The 16,167-nt window shown below is 62.8% G+C and carries 11 protein-coding genes; 5 read left to right on the top strand and 6 right to left on the bottom strand.

Annotated features, from left to right (window positions below):
- Window positions 1–7 precede the first annotated feature (7 nt).
- Window positions 8–1,828, top strand: coding sequence for a translational GTPase TypA (gene typA / locus PGB28_RS15135; RefSeq protein WP_271422361.1), 1,821 nt, complete (start codon window positions 8–10; stop codon window positions 1,826–1,828).
- 301 nt (window positions 1,829–2,129) lie between these two features.
- On the top strand, window positions 2,130–2,402 hold the full coding sequence (locus tag PGB28_RS15130; protein WP_271422360.1) for a hypothetical protein: 273 nt from the start codon (window positions 2,130–2,132) through the stop codon (window positions 2,400–2,402).
- A 94-nt stretch (window positions 2,403–2,496) separates the two neighbouring features.
- Here PGB28_RS15130 and PGB28_RS15125 read toward each other — a convergent pair whose 3' ends face one another.
- From PGB28_RS15125 to recA, 3 genes are all read right to left on the bottom strand, one after another.
- Window positions 2,497–2,781 (bottom strand): DUF1330 domain-containing protein, encoded by a 285-nt coding sequence (locus tag PGB28_RS15125; protein ID WP_271422359.1) that lies wholly within the window; start codon window positions 2,779–2,781, stop codon window positions 2,497–2,499.
- Between the two features lie 3 nt (window positions 2,782–2,784).
- Window positions 2,785–5,445: an alanine--tRNA ligase gene (gene alaS, locus PGB28_RS15120; RefSeq protein WP_271422358.1), complete on the bottom strand. Its 2,661-nt coding sequence runs from the start codon at window positions 5,443–5,445 to the stop codon at window positions 2,785–2,787.
- Between the two features lie 190 nt (window positions 5,446–5,635).
- Window positions 5,636–6,715 carry a recombinase RecA gene (gene recA, locus PGB28_RS15115; protein ID WP_271422357.1) on the bottom strand — a complete coding sequence of 360 codons (1,080 nt, stop codon included), beginning with the start codon at window positions 6,713–6,715 and terminating at the stop codon, window positions 5,636–5,638.
- Window positions 6,716–6,927: 212 nt separating this feature from the next.
- Here recA and PGB28_RS15110 point away from each other — a divergent pair, with 212 nt between their 5' ends.
- Window positions 6,928–7,530, top strand: coding sequence for a gamma-glutamyl kinase (locus PGB28_RS15110; RefSeq protein ID WP_271422356.1), 603 nt, complete (start codon window positions 6,928–6,930; stop codon window positions 7,528–7,530).
- Between the two features lie 57 nt (window positions 7,531–7,587).
- On the opposite strand, the gene PGB28_RS15105 is transcribed toward PGB28_RS15110, so the two are convergent.
- The 3 genes from PGB28_RS15105 to guaB form a co-directional block, all read right to left on the bottom strand.
- Window positions 7,588–9,786 (bottom strand): ATP-binding protein, encoded by a 2,199-nt coding sequence (locus tag PGB28_RS15105; protein ID WP_271422433.1) that lies wholly within the window; start codon window positions 9,784–9,786, stop codon window positions 7,588–7,590.
- Window positions 9,787–10,024: 238 nt separating this feature from the next.
- Window positions 10,025–11,176: an RsmB/NOP family class I SAM-dependent RNA methyltransferase gene (locus tag PGB28_RS15100; RefSeq protein ID WP_271422355.1), complete on the bottom strand. Its 1,152-nt coding sequence runs from the start codon at window positions 11,174–11,176 to the stop codon at window positions 10,025–10,027.
- A 3-nt stretch (window positions 11,177–11,179) separates the two neighbouring features.
- Window positions 11,180–12,628: an IMP dehydrogenase gene (guaB, locus tag PGB28_RS15095; RefSeq protein ID WP_271422354.1), complete on the bottom strand. Its 1,449-nt coding sequence runs from the start codon at window positions 12,626–12,628 to the stop codon at window positions 11,180–11,182.
- Between the two features lie 152 nt (window positions 12,629–12,780).
- Between guaB and PGB28_RS15090 the strand changes: the two genes are divergently transcribed.
- Together PGB28_RS15090 and PGB28_RS15085 are read left to right on the top strand one after the other, a co-directional pair.
- Window positions 12,781–15,195 carry an AAA family ATPase gene (locus PGB28_RS15090; protein ID WP_271422353.1) on the top strand — a complete coding sequence of 805 codons (2,415 nt, stop codon included), beginning with the start codon at window positions 12,781–12,783 and terminating at the stop codon, window positions 15,193–15,195.
- On the top strand, window positions 15,192–16,139 hold the full coding sequence (locus tag PGB28_RS15085) for an HNH endonuclease family protein (RefSeq protein ID WP_271422352.1): 948 nt from the start codon (window positions 15,192–15,194) through the stop codon (window positions 16,137–16,139). The genes PGB28_RS15090 and PGB28_RS15085 overlap by 4 nt, the downstream gene beginning before the upstream one ends.
- The last annotated feature ends 28 nt before the right edge of the window (window positions 16,140–16,167 follow it).

Genomic DNA, 16,167 nt, shown 5'->3' with positions numbered 1-16,167 from the left:
GCCCGTAATGGACCTTCGCAATATCGCGATTATCGCTCACGTTGACCATGGCAAGACCACGCTGGTGGATGAGCTTCTCAAGCAATCCGGCGCTTTCCGCGCCAACCAGGCCGTGGAAGAGCGCGCCATGGACAGCAACGATCTGGAGCGTGAACGCGGCATCACCATCTTTGCCAAGCCCACCAGCGTTGAGTGGAAAGGCCACCGCATCAATATCGTCGACACGCCCGGCCACGCCGATTTCGGCGGCGAGGTGGAGCGCATCCTGTCGATGGTGGATGGCGTTGTGCTGCTGGTGGACGCGGCCGAAGGCCCAATGCCCCAGACCAAGTTCGTGACCTCCAAGGCGCTGGCGCTGGGCCTGCGCCCCATCGTGGTGCTGAACAAGGTGGACAAGCCCGACGCGGAACCCGACCGCGCGCTGGACGAATGCTTTGATCTCTTTGCCTCGCTCGATGCCGATGACGATCAGCTCGATTTCCCGCATATGTACGCGAGCGGTCGGTCCGGCTGGGCCGATCACGAACTGGACGGGCCGCGCAAGGACCTGACGGCGCTGTTTGACCTGATCATCAACCACGTGCCTGCCCCGCGCCAGATCAAGCGTCAGGACGAGGATTTCCGCATGCTGGCCACGACGCTGGGCGCGGACCCGTTCGTGGGCCGTATCCTCACGGGCCGCGTGGAATCGGGCAAGCTCAAGGTCGGCGCGACGGTGCAGGCGCTCAGCCGCATCGGTCAGAAGATCGAGCAATTCCGTGTGACAAAGATTCAGGCCTTCCGGGGTCTGTCGCAACAGGACATCGAAGAGGCGCAGGCCGGTGACATCGTCTCCATCGCCGGCATGTCCAAGGCGACCGTGGCCGACACGATCTGTGCCCTTGCGGTGGATGAACCGCTCGATGCCCAGCCCATCGACCCGCCCACCATCACCGTGACCTTTGGCATCAACGACAGCCCGCTGGCGGGCCGGGACGGCAAGAAGGTGCAGTCCCGCGTGATCCGCGACCGGCTCTATAAAGAGGCGGAAAGCAATGTGGCGATCAAGATCGCCGACACGCCGGGTGGCGAGGCGTTCGAAGTCTCGGGCCGGGGCGAATTGCAGATGGGCGTGCTGATCGAGAACATGCGCCGCGAAGGCTTCGAGCTGTCGATTTCGCGTCCGCAGGTGATCATGAAAGAGGTGGACGGCGTCACCATGGAGCCGGTCGAAGAAGCCACGATTGACGTGGATGACGACTATTCCGGCGCGGTGATCGAGAAACTGACCGGCACGCGCAAGGGCGAGCTGGTCGAGATGCGCCCCGCAGGCGCGGGCAAGACCCGGATCATCGCCCATGTGCCGTCGCGGGGCCTTATTGGCTATCACGGCGAGTTTCTCACCGACACGCGCGGCACCGGCGTTCTGAACCGCGTGTTCCACGGCTGGACCCCGCATAAAGGGTCCATTCCGGGCCGTCGCGCGGGCGTTCTGATCTCGATGGAGAACGGCGTCTCCGTGGCCTATGCGCTGTGGAACCTCGAAGAGCGTGGCAAGATGATGATCGGCGCGCAGGAGCAGGTCTATACCGGCATGATCATTGGCGAGCATAGCCGCGAGAACGATCTGGAAGTGAACCCGCTCAAGGGCAAGAAGCTGACCAACGTGCGCGCGTCGGGAACGGACGAAGCCGTGCGTCTGACCACGCCCATGAAGCTGAGCCTGGAAGAGGCGATTGCCTATATCAACGATGACGAGCTGGTCGAGGTGACGCCCAACACGATCCGTCTGCGCAAGCGCTATCTCGATCCGCATGAACGCAAGCGGATGGCCAAGGCGTCGGGCTGAGCCGAACACGCGAATACCAGCCAGAGTTGAAAGGCACCGTGCGTGATTTTTCGCACGGTGCCCTTTTTGCTGCCCAATGCCCGGTTGGCACTCATTATTTACAAAAAGTGATACCCCGCCTACACTACTTCCAGCGGTCGCGGTTTTAAGACTGCCAAAACATTTGAAGACGGATCGCACCGCCAGAAACCAATGAATTAACAAGGGGTTCTATATTACCATGCTCAATCTTAGCAAAACCTTCAAAATGTCGATTATTGCTGCTGCCACGTCTTTTGCCACCCAAGCTGGCGCTCACAACGTGAAAAGCGAAACCTCCACACTGCCCGTGATCCCCGCTGGCGGATCGGCGGAAGTGACCGTTTCCTGCCACGGTCATCACTACGCCATTTCCGGCGGCTACGCGAATAACGACCAGCTGCGCGGCGCGCTTGGCCCGCTTGAAGTGACCGCAAGCTATCCGAAAAGCACCAAGACCTGGGCGGTTGAATTCACCAACACCAGCGGTCGTCCGACCGGCGCACAGGAAGCCAACGCCACGGTTTTCGTGATGTGCGGCCACCACCGCTGGTAATCACGCCCAAACGCGCCATCGCCCCGAATTTCCGGGGCGATGTGCTTTTGTCTTTGTAGAAACGCGGGCTGTGATGCCGCGATCGGCGTGGACGTCACACGCCTTCGACAATGACCACTTCGCGCACAGATGCGTCGCGCGCATGGCTCAGCGCTTCCTGATAGGCGTCTGAATCGTAGCAGGCCTTGGCCGCTTCAAGCGACGGGAAACGTGTCACCACATGGCGCGCGCGCTCCGGCCCTTCCAGCTGGATATAGGCCCCGCCGCGGGCCAGGAATTCACCGCCATGGGCGGCAATGGCCGGCCCGGCAAGCTTGGCATAGCGGCCATAGGACTCTTCGTCCGTTACTGTTACATGGGCAATCCAATAGGCGGCCATCTCTTATCCCTCCAGAATTCTGCGCGCGGCGGCAATTGCGGCCTCGGCATTGGAGGCATCCGCGCCGCCGCCTTGCGCCATGTCGGGACGGCCACCGCCGCCCTTGCCGCCCAGTTCGGCCACCGCGGCCCGGACCAGATCGACGGCGGACACCTTGTCGGTCATGTCCGGGGTGACGCCGGCGGCCACCGCCGCCTTGCCGCCCGTATCAGCGATCAACAGGATCACGGCGGTGCCCAGCTTGTCCTTTTGCGCGTCAATGAGCGGCGGAAGATCCTTGCCCGTCACACCGCTGAGCACCTGCGCCACAAAGGGCACACCCGCCACGACCTCGGCCTCGGCTCCGGGACCGGCAGAGCCGCCCGACATGGCCAGTTCGCGGCGCAGTTCAGCCACTTCGTTCTGAAGCGCCTTGCGCTCGTCCAGCAGGGCCTTGACGCGCTCGGGCACATCGGCAGGCTGCGACTTGAGCTCTGTCGCCACCTGTGCAAGGCGATGGTCCTGACCGCTGAGATAATCAAACGCCGCCTGCCCGGTCAGCGCCTCGATCCGGCGCACACCGGCCGAGGATGCGCTGTCGCCCAGCGTTACGAAAACGCCGATATCCCCGGTCTGGCGCACATGGGTGCCGCCGCAAAGCTCAATCGAATAGGTCTCGCCATCACTGCCCTTGCCGGAGCCGGATTTGCGGCCCATGGAGACCACGCGCACCTCGTCGCCGTATTTCTCACCGAAAAGCGCCTGCGCCCCCATTTCGCGTGCATCATCGGGCGTCATGATCCGTGTCGTGACCGGCGCGTTCTGGCGGATAAAGGCGTTTACATCCCGCTCGACCTGTTTCAACTCTTCCAGCGTCAGCGCCTTGGCATGGCTGAAGTCGAACCGCAGCCGGTCCGCCGCGTTGAGCGAGCCGCGCTGCGCCACGTGATCGCCAAGCGCCTCGCGCAGCGCCTCGTGCAGCAGGTGCGTCGCGGAATGGTTGGCGCGGATATTGGTGCGGCGCGCATGGTCGACGCGCAGTTCCAGCGGATCGCCCTTGGCCAGCGCCGTCTTTTCCGGCGTGACCTTGTGGGCAAAAAGCCCGCCCGCCATCTTCTGCGTATCGGCGATAACCCCATTGCCCTCGGGCTTGAGATAGGTCCCGCTGTCACCCACCTGCCCGCCGCTTTCGGCATAAAACGGCGTCTGGTTGACGATCATCCAGCCCTCTTCGCCGGGCTGCAGCGCATCCACCGCCGCGCCGTCCTTGACCAGTGCCAGCACCTGCCCTTCGGCCACCTCGGTGTCGTAGCCCAGGAAATCGGTCGCACCATGGGTATCGGCCAGATCGAACCAGATCTCCGCATCCTTGGTCTCGCCCGTCCCGGCCCATGCCGCGCGCGCCTTGGCCTTTTGCTCGGCCATCGCGGCGTCGAACCCGTCCGTGTCCACGGAACGGCCCTTCTCGCGCAGCGCATCCTGCGTCAGGTCCAGCGGGAAGCCATAGGTATCATAGAGCTTGAATGCCGCCTCACCCGAAAGCGGCGCGCCCTCGTCCAGCCCGGACAGCTCATCATCCAGCAGCTTCAGACCACGATCCAGCGTTGTCTTGAAACGCGTTTCCTCAAGGTTCAGCGTCTCTTCAATGAGCGCCTGCGCGCGGCCCAGTTCCGGATAGGCTGCCCCCATCTGGCGCACCAGCGCCGGGACCAGACGGTGCATGACCGGGTCCTTCGCCCCCAGAAGATGCGCATGACGCATGGCCCGGCGCATGATGCGGCGCAGCACGTAACCGCGCCCCTCATTTGACGGCATCACCCCATCAGCCAAGAGGAACGAGGTCGAGCGCAAATGGTCCGCGATCACCCGGTGATGCACATTGCCCGGCCCGTCCGGGTCGCTCGATGTCACATCGGCACTGGCCTCGATCAACGAGCGCATCAGGTCGGTATCGTAGTTGTCATGCTTGCCCTGCAACAGCGCGCCGATCCGTTCCAGCCCCATGCCGGTGTCGATGCTCTGCATGTCCAGCGCCTTCATCGACCCGTCTTCGAACTGCTCGTTCTGCATGAAAACGATGTTCCAGATCTCGATGAACCGGTCGCCATCCTCCTCCGGGCTGCCCGGAGGGCCACCCCAGATGTGATCACCATGATCATAGAAAATCTCGGTGCAGGGGCCGCAGGGGCCGGTCGGTCCCATCTGCCAGAAATTGTCGGATGTGGCGATGCGGATGATCCGGTCCTCGGGAATGCCGACCTTTTTCCAGATCTCGAACGCCTCGTCATCGGTGTGGTAGACCGTGGCATAAAGCCGGTTGCGATCAATGTCGAAATCGCGGGTGATCAGCTCATAGGCAAAGGGGATTGCCTCTTCCTTGAAATAGTCGCCAAAGCTGAAATTCCCCAGCATTTCAAAGAAGGTATGGTGCCGCGCGGTATAGCCCACATTGTCCAGATCGTTGTGCTTGCCGCCAGCGCGCACGCATTTTTGCGAGGTCGTGGCGCGCTTGTAGTCGCGGGTCTCAACCCCGGTGAACAGGTTCTTGAACTGCACCATGCCGGAATTGGCGAACATCAGCGTCGGGTCATTGCGGGGCACCAGCGGACTGGAGGCCACGACCTCGTGGCCGTTGCGCGCAAAATAATCGAGGAAAGTCGAGCGGATATCGTTCAGCGTGGGCATGGTGGCGGTCTTCTTATCTCGGGCGGCCGGGCCGCAATCGAGGCAGGTTTAAACCCGTGCTCCGTCGCTGTCCACAGGGCGAATAGCCAAACGGAAACAGGGGGCCGCCGTCGCCGCCCCCCGTTCCCGAGTATTCTCAGCCGCGCGTCCGCGACCGGGGGGTTTCTGCAGTCCCCATCTGCGCTCGGTGTCAGGCTTCCATCACGTCGCCATCATCGCTTTCATCCGTTTCCGGCATATGAAAATCGAGCCCGTGAGCAGCGCGGATCTTGTCCTCGATCTCCAGCGCGACACGCGTATTCTCCCGCAGGAAATTCTTTGCGTTTTCACGTCCCTGGCCAATGCGTTCATCACCATAGGAATACCATGACCCGGATTTCTCGACCACGCCGGCCTTGACCCCCAGATCGATCAATTCGCCCATTTTCGAGATGCCTTCGCCATACATGATGTCAAACTCCACCTGCTTGAAGGGCGGCGCGACCTTGTTCTTGACCACTTTGACACGGGTGGCATTGCCGACCACCTCGTCACGATCCTTGATTGATCCGATGCGGCGGATATCGAGCCGGACGGAGGAATAGAATTTCAGCGCATTGCCGCCCGTCGTGGTCTCTGGTGAGCCGAACATCACGCCGATCTTCATGCGGATCTGGTTGATGAAGATCACCATGCAGTTCGACCGCGAGATAGAGCCGGTCAGCTTGCGCATCGCCTGGCTCATCAGCCGTGCATGCACACCCACGGAACTGTCGCCCATGTCGCCTTCGAGCTCGGATTTCGGGGTCAGCGCCGCGACCGAGTCGACGATCACCATGCTGACCGCGCCCGAGCGCACCAGCGTATCGGTGATTTCCAGCGCCTGTTCACCAGTGTCCGGCTGCGAGATCAGAAGCTCGTCAATATCCACCCCCAGCTTGCGGGCATATTGCGGATCCAGCGCGTGTTCTGCATCGACAAAGGCACAGACCCCGCCCTTTTTCTGCTCTTCGGCCACACAATGCAGCGTGAGCGTGGTCTTGCCCGAAGATTCGGGGCCATAGATTTCCACGATCCGGCCCTTGGGCAGGCCCCCGATACCCAGCGCGATGTCGAGCCCGAGTGAGCCGGTCGAGGTCGCCTCGATCTCCTGCACCGCGTTTTCATCGCCCAGTTTCATGATCGAACCCTTGCCGAACTGGCGTTCGATCTGGGCCAATGCGCTGTCGAGCGCCTTTTGTTTATCCGCCGTGCGTTTGTTGCTCATGGAAAGAAGATCTGCCGTTGCCATTTGTTTGCGCCCTTATTTCACACTGCCGCCGGGGCGACAATCGCTGCTGAAATGTTCTTGCCTTGTTCCTTGTGCGATCAAAACGAGAACATTTCAAGAGAATTCTCCATGCACCGAGTTTTCCGCAGAAGTCTTAAAGAGTGGTTTACGGTTGCACGGCGACATCCTACTGTATCGATCAGCAGCTGGATTTGTGCGCGAAGGGATTGAAAATGCTGGTTTTCTGGAAAGAGCGGCTGACCTTTCTTGCGGTGCCGAAAACCGGAACCTCCGCCTTTGAAGAAGCCCTGGCGCCACGCGCCGACATGGTCGTGCGTGACCCGCCCGAGCTGAAACACGCGCCGGTCTATCGCTACAATCGCTTCTTTCGCCCGATGTTTGACAAGATGGGGGCCGAAGACATGGAGACGGCGGCGGTGATGCGCGAACCGATAAGCTGGCTGGGCAGCTGGTATCGCTATCGGCAACGCCCCTTCATGGCGGGCAAGCCCAACTCGACCGAGGGAATCAGCTTTGACGATTTCGTCGAAGCCTATTGCCGGGGCAACCGGCCCGGCTTTGCCAATGTGGGCTCGCAGGCCAAGTTCCTGGAACCGCGGCCCAATGGTACCCGGGTGACGCACATGTTCCGCTACGAGGATCAACCCGCCCTGATTGCCTTTCTGGAAGAGCGGCTGGAGGTGTCCCTGTCCCTTGATCGCGTGAATGTCTCACCCAGTGCAGCGTTGGACCTGTCCCCCAGGGTCGAAGCCAAGCTCAGGCGTAAATGCGCCGGGGAATTCGAACTCTACGAGTCCATAGCCCCACGGACCTGACGGACGCGACAAATGCGAGTGGACGGCTGAGCATGTCCGCCTGTCCGGTGCGCGCTTTCAATGCAGTTGGCGCGAGACGGTTTCGGTGAGTTCGGTAAGCGAAAACGGTTTCGGCAGGAAGGTTGAGTTCGGAATATCCGACTGGTCATCGTGAAAGCTTTCCTCGGCATAGCCCGAAACAAAGACAACCTTCACATCCGGGCGATCCGTCAACGCCTGCCGGACCCAGCTTGGCCCGTCCATACCGGGCATGACCACGTCCGTGACAAAGACATTCACCTCGACTTCCGGATCTTCCAGCAATTGCAATGCCGCTTCGGCGCTGTCGGCCTCCAGCACAGTAAACCCGCGCAACCGAAGCGCGCGCGAGGCAAAAGCCCGGACCGGCGCCTCGTCCTCGACCAGAAGGATCACCGCATCGGGCCGGACGCTGACCGGGTCCGCCGCAACCGGTTGCGGCTCGGGTGCGGCTTCGACCTCGGGCATGTGCACAGGCAGCAGGACCGAGAAACACGCGCCCTGCCCGACCACCGAATCCACGAAGATGAACCCGCCCGTCTGTTTGATGATGCCATAGACCGTTGACAGGCCCAGCCCCGTGCCCTCACCGGTGCGCTTGGTGGTATAGAACGGCTCGAACACCTTTTGCAGCTTGTCCGGCGCGATGCCACAACCCTGATCCTGCACCTTGATCAAAACATAGTCCCCCGGTGCCACAACGGCCCGGTCGCGTTTGAGCGGGGATTTGAGCGTCAGGCCTTCGGTTTTCACCCGAATCTCGCCGCCCTCCGGCATGGCATCCCGCGCGTTCACCACAAGGTTCATCATCACCTGCTCAAGCTGTCGCTTGTCGGCGCGCACGGTGCGCAAGACCGGGTCATGTTCCAACGTCAGCTTGACCTTTTCCCCCACCAGCCGGTTGAGCAGATGGGTCAGGTCAGACAGCGTTTCGCGCAGGTCCAGCACCTCGGGACGCAGGGTTTGCTTGCGCGAAAACGCCAGGAGCTGGCTCACCAATGCCGCGGCGCGGTTGGTGTTCTGGTTGATCTGGACCAGATCACTGTAATCGGGATCCCCCTGATCATGGCGCAACAGCAAAAGATCGCAATGGCCGGAAATCGCCGTCAGCAGGTTGTTGAAATCATGCGCCACCCCGCCCGCAAGCTGCCCGATCGCCTGCATTTTCTGGCTTTGCACGAATTGCGCCTCAAGCGTCTTCAGCTCGGTCGCATCATTCAGAACCGCGACCAACGCGGGCGCGCCATCCTCAAACACGCGCTTGAGCACGACCTGAACAAAAACCTCCTTGTCCCGCCGCGAAATGCGCAGGAACTCGGAACTGTTCTGTTCGCGCCCGGCCACCGCATCCGCCAGCCAGTCCCCAACCGGGCGCCCCAGCCCTTCCATGAGATCGGAGAGCCGCACGCCATGCGCATCGTCGCGCCCCAGCAGTTTGAGCGCCTCGGTATTGGCGCGGCTGATCACGCCATCCTGAGACACTTTCAGCAAGGGCACGGGCAGCCCGTCGAACCCGGAGGTCGGTGCAGCCGGCGCGGTGTCTCCCGGCGGGGGCAGAAAGAAAATCTCGCGCCGCCCGCCGCTGGCCGCGATTTCACAGATCATGCAGGTGACCTTGCCATTCGCCCCGTCCAGCACGGTAACCTGCCCGTGGCTGAGCGGCGTCGAGGTCAGCCGCTCCAGCGATGTGACGCGTTTGCCGAACAACTTGCGCGCGGCCGCGTTCATGAACAGGATCGTCCCGCCACGCCCGACCGAGAGCCGCGGCAAGAGCGTCGATTCTCCATGCTCCGCAGACGGTTGACGCAGGTCCTCGACCCGCCAGAGGTACAAACCGGTGCCCACCCGGTGAACCGACACATTCACATGTCCGTTGCGCGTCGCCACCAAGTCGCTTGCATTCCCGTCTTTTTCGGCTTTTTTCTGAAGACGATAGGTGATGCTGCCCGGATTGGCGAAACAGGAGGTCAAGAGATCAGTGATCCCCAGAACCGAAGGAGGCTCACCCGGCGTGTCCGTGTCTTCCGCCAGAAACCGTGCCCGCGCGGCAGTGTTCAGCGTAAAGGCCAGCCCCTCCGCATCGGCAACGACCGTTGCGGCCGGATCATGGGCCACCAGTTGATTAAGTTGCCCCACCCGCGCGCGCAGCCCCCGGGTCCGGACAAACCCCATCACGATCAACACAATCGCCGCCGCCGACACGCCGATGCCAAGCGCCAGAAGCCCAAGCCCGGCCATGCGCAGCGGGACGAAGCCGGACCCAACCACACAGACCAGCCCCAAAGCCAGCACAAGGAGCATGCGCCCCCGGGGCAAACCGGAAATGCTTTGCGCGTGCGACGCAGGTTCATCGCCATGGGTGATGTCAGACACGAATTGGCCTCCGCCCGATCGGTTCGCTGCATTTCACCTGCCGGGGCTTAACGCCCGGTTAACGGCTATGGAAATACACCCTAGGATTGCAAATCCTTGCCCGTCAATCGCGCTGAAATACAGCACAAAAGAAGCCATCGCCCCCCTCGGACAACCGGAAACGCCGGACGGTGGTTGCATGCCACCCCAATGTCCGGTTGAGGAAGGCGGCGGACCGTGCCTCGTTCTCCTGTTGCAGCACCGAACATGTGGCATAGGCCAATGTCCCGCCGGGCGCGACCAGCGCCTGTGCACGGTCCAGAATGCCGTCCTGAATCGCCGTCAATTCCTCCAGCCGCTCAGGCGTCAACCGCCATTTGGCCTCGGGCGCGCGCCGCCAGCTCCCCGAGCCGGAACAGGGCGCGTCACAGAGCACCAGATCAAAGACGCCTTCGGGGTGATCCGTGCAGGTCACGCGCGCGCCCGCCCGCGCGGCGCGTTGCGGGATGTCCTTCATCCGCTCCGGGGAAATGTCATGCGCGACGATCTCGCCGCTGGTGCGGGCAGCCATGGCCAGCGATTTGCCACCGCCGCCCGCGCAATATTCCAGCACCCGCATCCCCGGCTCCAGCGGCAGCATGTCGACCACGGCCTGCGACGCGGCGTCCTGCAATTCCACCAGCCCATTGGTAAACGCGTCGCAGAGGTGTATGCGCCGCGCGCCTTCGGTCACGCGGAGCGCGGTGGGCGACAGCGGATGCGGCTCGGCCACAACCCCGTCATGCGCGAGCGCAGAGATGGCGGCCTCGACATTTGATTTCAAAAGGTTGACGCGCAGAAACACATCCGCGCGCTGGCGCAGCAGCCCGGCCTCCTCTTCCGCATGATGACGCAGGGAGGTCTCGAAATGCGGCCAGAGCCAGTCCGGCAGATCGCGCGCCTCGGCCGCATCCGGCGTGCCAAACCCTGCGCGTTCCGCATCGTTGACCGGCGCGGGCGCATGACGCGCGCCGGTGAACAGCGTATCGGGGTCCTGCCCGCCCGCGCGCAACGCCCCGATCATCAGCCCGCGGCCCGTCATCGCGCCACCATAGGCCGCATAGGACCGTTTGCAGCGCAGCGCGTCAAAGACATGATCGCGCACCGCCGCACGGTCCTTGGACCCGGCATAGCGATTGCCCCGCGCCCAACGGGTCAGCGCCTGTTCCGCCGGGCGGCCTGCGAGGATCTCATCAAGCAGCTCGGCGGCGCTTTGGATGCGGGCGGCGGGGGTCAAAGACTAGCCAACCCGGTAATTCGGGCTTTCGCGGGTGATCTGCACGTCATGCACATGGCTTTCGCGCAGCCCCGCGCCGGTGATCTTTACGAAGCGGCAATTGCGGCGCATCTCTTCTACCGTGGCACAGCCGGTATAGCCCATCGCCGCGCGCAGGCCGCCGACCAACTGGTGAATGACCGCCCCGGCAGATCCCTTGTAAGGCACCTGACCTTCGATGCCTTCGGGCACCAGCTTGTCGCTGGCGGCGTCCTTCTGGAAATACCGGTCGGCCGAGCCGCGCGCCATCGCCCCCAGAGAGCCCATACCGCGATAGGATTTGAACGAGCGGCCCTGATAGAGGATCACCTCGCCGGGGGACTCGTCCGTCCCGGCAATCATGCTGCCTACCATGGCACAGGACGCACCCGCCGCAATCGCCTTGGCGAAATCGCCCGAGAACTTGATGCCGCCATCGGCAATCACCGGCGTGTCCCCTGCCGCCGCGGCGCAGTCCATGACCGCTGTGAGCTGCGGCACGCCAACGCCCGCCACCATCCGCGTCGTACAGATCGAGCCCGGCCCGATCCCAACCTTGACCGCATCGGCCCCGGCATCAATCAATGCGCGCGTCGCCTCGCCTGTCGCCACGTTGCCGGCAATCACCTGTACCTCGTTGGACAGCATCTTGGCGCGTTTCACCGCCTCGATCACGCCCGCCGAATGGCCATGCGCGGTGTCAACCACTACGATATCGACACCCGCATCCACCAGCGCCTCGGTACGCTCAAAACCGCTGTCGCCCACGCTGGTGGCCGCCGCCACGCGCAGACGTCCCAAATGATCCTTGCAGGCCGTGGGGTTCAGCACCGCCTGTTCCGTGTCCTTGAGCGTCAGAAGACCCGTCAGCTTGCCCTGCCCGTCATGCACCAGAAGCTTTTCGATCCGCCGCGCCTTCATCATCGACTTGGCTTCTTCCAGCTCGGCGGGTTCCGCCAGCATGGCCAGATTGTCCGAGGTCATCATCACATGCACCGGCGTGTCGTCGGACGACGCAAAGCGCATGTCGCGGTTGGTCAGGATACCCACCACGCGGCCTTCGGCATCGACCACCGGAAAGCCGGTGAAATTGTAACGCTCCACCAGCGCCTTGGCATCGGCCAGCGTCTGATCGACCCTGAGCGTCACCGGGTTATAGACAATGCCGCTTTCAAAGCGTTTGACCCGGCGCACCTCGCGCGATTGCTCTTCGACATTGAGGTTCTTGTGGATCACCCCCATGCCGCCGGCCTGCGCCATGGTGATGGCCATATGGCTTTCGGTGACCGTATCCATGGCAGAGCTGAGCAGCGGGATGTTCAGCGCGATGGATTTCGTCACATGCGTGGCGGTATTGGCAGTGGTGGGCAGGACATTGGACGCGGCAGGAACCAGCAGCACATCGTCAAATGTCAGCGCCTCGCGAATCTCCATGGTGAGACCTCCTGAGTGGCAGCATTTGACGCTTCCCTATTTCACGGGTCGGTCGGAAAGGAAAGAGGCCATGGCACGACAGGGTCAGGAAATCCGGGCTTTGTGTGCAGGGAGAGGCGCGGTAGGCTCTGCAATCATGAGGTGAGACTGCCATGCGTTTCCTGAACCGGGCTAAGATGCGCCCGCCAAGTTTGCTGTCTTCGGTGCGCGCCGAAGCAGCCCGCGCCGAGCTTGAAGCCTTTATTGCCCGCTCGAGCGAAAAAGGCGCAACCCGGCGTGTCCCATCCCATGCGTGGCTGACCGATGCGCCCGAGGCCCGCGCCCATATGCATGCGCAATTCGGCGGCACCTGCGCCTATTGCGAAACGCCCACCACCTATCTGGGCGATAAGCGCCAGGCGCAGGGGCTGATCGGGCATCACCGTCCCGAGGGGCTGGCCGAGGATGACAAGGGCGAGACCGATTTTCTAGCCTATTCCTGGCTCATCTATGACTGGGACAACCTGCTTTGGATTTGCACCGATTGTGCACGGCGCAAGGACAACCGCTTTTTCATCGAGAACACGCGCGGCACCCCCTTCATGTCGATCTCTGAGCTACGCGCGTCCGAGGCGGAGCTGATGCTCGACCCCAGCTTCCACGACCCGGCGGAGCATCTGGCCTTCCAGATGGATGGATCGGTGACCTGGAAGACGGCCCCGGGCGATGCCACGGTCTTTGTCCTGGAGCTGAACCGCCCCGAGCTTGTCGCCGCGCGGGCCAAGGCGTTGCGCGCTGTGCTGCGGGCCATGCGCGAAAACCCACTGAATGTCGAAGCCCATTTGACCGGCGCAGGCTCGGACGACAGCCGCTATGTGCTTCGCGCGGTTGTTCCGGATGACAAAGACAGCAACCTGAAATCGCTGGCCCCGGATAAGAGCAGCAGCCGCAATCCCTCGTGGCCCCAATACCGCCATGCCGGCGCCAGCACCATGGCGCTTCTCGGCTTTGCGCGCATGCGTGGCATGGCGGTGCGCGATGCGCTTGAGTTGCGCGACCTGATCCTCGATCTCGCGCCCGACAGCCGCGACGGGTTTCTGGAGGATGCGCTCGATACCACCACGCGCGCCATCACCGATGCCGAGGACAAGCAAAAGGCCGAAACCGAGCGCAGCGCGCGCCATTTCGAGGTGGAGCTGTCGCCGCCGCCAGCCGCACCGCGCAAGAAGACACCAAACCGCATCCCCGACATTCACCGCCTGTCCACCGCGCGGACCCCGGTAACCCGCGTGGAAATAAGCAATTTCAAAGCGTTGCGCGATATCTCCTTTGATCTTCCTGAAACCGTCCCGTCAACATCCGGCACAGAGTCCGGGCAAAGCCCCTGCATGATCCTTCTGGGGGAAAACGCCACTGGCAAATCCTCGGTACTGGAAGCCATGGCGCTGGCCATCGCGGGGGCAAACGAGGCAAAGGCGCTGGACGGGCTGCTCAAGGATGAAGCGCTTGCGCCCCGCGACCTGATCCACCGCCCGGACCCGTCGAAATGGGACCAGCCCGCGCCGGGCATGGCGGTGCGGCTGACATTCCGCGATCACAGCGCGCCCATCGGGCTGGACGCGCGCCCCGGGGACACGCGGTTTCGCGGCCATGACAGCTGCGCCAAGGTTGTGCTGGGCTATGGCCCACGGCGCTATTTCACCAACCGCCGCACCACGCGGTTCCGTGCCCCCGCCCATCGCATCCGGTCGCTGTTTGACCCGATGGACATGATCGCCAATCCGATCCACTGGCTGAGCGGGCTGGAGGGCAAGGCGTTCTTTGCCGCCGCCCGCGTGCTGCGCGTGATCCTGATGCTCGACAACGAGGATGATTTCGAACGCGATGACGACCCCAAAACGCCCGGCGCGATCTTTGTCCGCCAGAACGGCCAGCGCACCGCGCTCAAGGACCTGTCGGTGGGCTACAAATCCGTCATCGCCATGGCCTGTGACATCATCCGCGAACTGAGCTACCATTTCGACAATATCGAAAAGGCCCACGCCATCGTCTTTGTGGATGAGATCGAAACCCATCTGCACCCGCGCTGGAAGATGCGGATCATGCAGCTTTTGCGCGAAGCCTTCCCGAATGTGCAGTTCATCGTGACCACCCATGACCCGCTCTGTCTGCGCGGCATGCATGATGGCGAGGTGTTCGTGCTGCAACGCGCGGGCCCTGATGCGCAGGTGGAAAAAGTGCCAGACCTGCCGTCGATCCGGGGCATGCGCGCGGACCAGATCCTGACCTCGGAATTCTTCGGCCTCGGCTCTACCGATCCCGACACCGATATCCGGCTGGAGCTTTACAATGCGCTGGCCTCGCGTGTCGAAAACCTCAGCCCGGAAGAGGAAGCCAAGCTCAGGGAGCTGCGCGACTGGCTGGGCGACAATATGGTGATCGGCTCGACCCTGGCGGAACAGGCCTATGCCAAAGCGCTGAAACGCGAAGCCGCGCGCGAGGTTACCCCGACCAAGGCCCCCTCGCCCCGCCGTCAGGATGTGGAACAGGCGTTTTCCGCCTTTCTGTCGAAGGATTTCGACGCATGATCCCCATCACCCGTCCCGCTCCGCCCCCCGAACTGGACCTGACCGACCCGGACAGCGACGCATCGCAGGAACTGAAGGACCTGCGCCGCAAGAACGACCGTGGCGAGAAACTGTCCGGGGGCGATTTCAAGGTCTACAAGAAACAGCCCGTGCGCGATCTTCTGGAAGAGATGCATCACGGCAAATGCGCCTATTGCGAGGCCCATATCCGCGCCACACAAGACAGCGATGTGGAACATTACCGCCCCAAGCTGGGCGTGACCGAGGCCCGCGAGGCCAATATTGACCACCCCGGCTACTGGTGGCTGGGCGTGGACTGGACCAATCTGCTTCTGTCCTGCCAGCACTGCAACCAGCCGCGCACCAAGCTTATCGTGCTGCCCGAGGATCTTGAGAATATCGACGACATCCAGGCATTCGTCGACAAGGTCAAAGCCGAGCGGTCCAGGAACAAGACCCGGACAGGCAAGCATAATTTCTTCCCGACCGCTGATAACACATGGATCACCTCACCCGACGACAATCGCGGGATCGCCGGGGAAAAGCCGCTGCTGCTCGATCCCACGCGCGTCGACCCGCGCGATCACCTCGACTGGGTCATCGACGGCGATGCCTCGACCCTGCGCCCGCGTGCCGGAAGCCCGGAGGGCGAGGCAACGATCCGCATTCTGGGGCTGAACCGCCGCTGGCTGGCAGAAGATCGGCGCATCCGCCTGAGCGAGATGAAGATTGAGCGCAATACCATCATCGAAGCGATGAACGACTGGGTTCAGGCCCCGAATGACGCCGCCGCGCAGGCGCACCGGCAACGCGCGCTGGATGCCATGGCGCGGCTGGAACGCTGGTGCGCCGACAACCAGCCCTTTGCCGGTCTCGCCCGCGCCTATTTCGCATCGGTGCAGGCCGAGGTCCGCGCCATGGGCCAGCCTGCACCCGGCGGCTAAAACCGCACATACCCGTCGCATTCTGCAT

It is taken from the genome of Primorskyibacter aestuariivivens, assembly GCF_028023675.1.
GTDB lineage: Bacteria > Pseudomonadota > Alphaproteobacteria > Rhodobacterales > Rhodobacteraceae > Marinovum > Marinovum aestuariivivens.
This window is presented reverse-complemented; position numbering and strand designations above follow the sequence as displayed.